The sequence below is a fragment of the Bacillus sp. JJ1127 genome (assembly GCF_036965845.1).
Classification (GTDB): domain Bacteria; phylum Bacillota; class Bacilli; order Bacillales; family Bacillaceae_G; genus Bacillus_A.
In genome coordinates this window covers 1-1,993 of record NZ_JBALQK010000408.1, presented here as the reverse complement: position 1 = coordinate 1,993, position 1,993 = coordinate 1, and the positions used below count along the sequence as shown (strand labels likewise).

The following is a 1,993-nucleotide window of genomic DNA, read 5'->3' as shown; positions in this document are numbered from 1 at the left end:
ATTGATGTATATATAGTTTTAGGAACAAATCTTCACCAATTCATTTGATATGTAATCCAAGTCGGACAAGGTTCAAAAGGAAGACATTTTAAAATCTCCATCCCGTATACACATGTTGAATCAAACTCGCCTTGAATGAACTGATAACCATGCTTATTTGCGTACATCACTTGTTGTAAAGCTAACTGTGAAAGTAACTCTAATTGATGAATCGCATGAGTCCCGCGCCATCCGAGTTCTAAAGTATCGTTCTTTTCAGATGTGTGTAGGAAAGAATATGCAATAATTTCTTTCTCCGCGTTTAAATAAATAAAGCTTCCTTCCGTCAAGATGTCATCAGCTAATATCATTTTTTCCCATGTCTCCAATCCATGCTCTCCAATTGGATTGTCTAAATGAGTTTCTTCATAGTTCCGTTTGACGAGTTGAACAAGTTTTTTCATGAAATGATCGTTTGAAATTATGGTCGATAATGTTTGTAAATTGTATAATTCACTATTACATTCTTTTAAAGGTGAAATATTTTTAGCATTCTCTACTATTAAAGAGGGCATATAAGTTCTTCGAATTTCTTTAAATCCATTTCTCTCATAAAATTCTTTTAAATGAACAGAAGTTTCCCAAGTAGATGTTTGTAGTGGAAGATCCATTTGTTCAAGTTTTGTTACTTTATGTAACAAGTTTTCTTCAATTTTCATGTGAGCGTAAGAAGGATTAGTTAAAATACGAAAGTAAGTACAATGCGGGTGAAAATCACTTCTCCAAGCAATGAACATACCGACTAATTGTGTCTCATGATAAGCAACGTATGTATAACGTAACTTTTTACTTTCCAGTAAGTGTAGTAAATAAGATTCCTCATGACATAAATCGATTAACTGTTTTACTTGTCCTTCATTGGTATTTTCGTATTCCTTTATAAAGAGTCGCATGTGATTTTTTCCTCCATATTATTCATGGAATCTAAAGAATATAGAAAAGAGACTTAGTTTGTAAATATTTGATGAAGATGATGGTTCATATGATCAATATAATCTGTAACAAGCCATTCCAAAGTTACTTCCTGTTCATTCTGTAACTTACATGCAAGTTGCCATTGTTCATCTTGTACATTGTTTAGTAGTTTTATAATTTGCATATTAATTGTTTTCCATACTTTTAGAACTGCATTTGATGAAAAAGACTGCTGATAATGATGTGCTTGTACCCATAAATCTTGATCATAACCAGTGAGTGTAACCTTGTCTTTCGAAGTAAGGATATCAACAAAACGTTTATGGTTTACTGTAGCAGAATCGCAAAGGTGACCTAGTATTTCTTTTTTAGACCATTTTGTCGGGGTGCGTTTTATGTCCATATCAGAAAGCAGTATAATCTTTTGAGAAGCAGTATGAATGGTATTTTCTAATTGTGTTGCCAAGGTAGACATGAGAATCCCTCCATTTTTATTTACTACTGGATATTTACAACTCAATCCAATATCTTCTAACAACATTACCATCTTCTTCAATAAAATCACTGTCACGAAGGCCCCCGTTATGTAAAATCGTTTTTTCAGAAGCAACATTCCATTCGTCGCAAACGACAAGGGCTTTTGTAACACCTAATTCTTTTACTTTTTTTAATGATAAAGCTAATAATTTTGTAGCATATCCTTTTTGTCTTGCAGAAGGACGGATGCCATAGCCGATATGCCCACCAGCATTGAATAAATGTTCAGTTAAGCTGTGACGAATATTTACAGCTCCAACGATTTTTTTATCCTGTGTGACAAGCCAATAAGTCGAATCAGGTACCCAGCCTTTAGGGAGATTTTTTCCTTCAGCTGCATCGAGCAGTTCTTGGACCATTACTGGGAAATTAGAAGGATCTTTTTCGATAACCCATGGAATCATCGTTTCACCACTAGATTTCCATTCATGATAGAAATCTAAGTATTCTTTTTGTAAGTCAATTGTAGGAGTGATTAAATAAACATTCACTGTAAATATTC

Annotated in this window: 3 protein-coding genes; all 3 read right to left on the bottom strand. The window is 33.6% G+C overall.

Going from position 1 to position 1,993, the window contains the following annotated elements; genetic code table 11:
- Positions 1-32: 32 nt before the first annotated feature.
- The 3 genes from V7183_RS25235 to V7183_RS25225 are packed head-to-tail and all read right to left on the bottom strand — an operon-like array spanning position 33 to position 1,982.
- A complete protein-coding gene (locus V7183_RS25235; protein WP_335361243.1) occupies positions 33-932 on the bottom strand; it encodes a GNAT family N-acetyltransferase in 900 nt (299 codons plus the stop codon).
- Positions 933-985: 53 nt separating this feature from the next.
- Positions 986-1,525 (bottom strand): DinB family protein, encoded by a 540-nt coding sequence (locus V7183_RS25230; protein ID WP_335361242.1) that lies wholly within the window; start codon positions 1,523-1,525, stop codon positions 986-988.
- Positions 1,464-1,982: a GNAT family N-acetyltransferase gene (locus V7183_RS25225; protein ID WP_335361244.1), complete on the bottom strand. Its 519-nt coding sequence runs from the start codon at positions 1,980-1,982 to the stop codon at positions 1,464-1,466. Before V7183_RS25225 ends, V7183_RS25230 begins: the two co-directional genes overlap by 62 nt.
- Between the last annotated feature and the right edge of the window lie 11 nt (positions 1,983-1,993).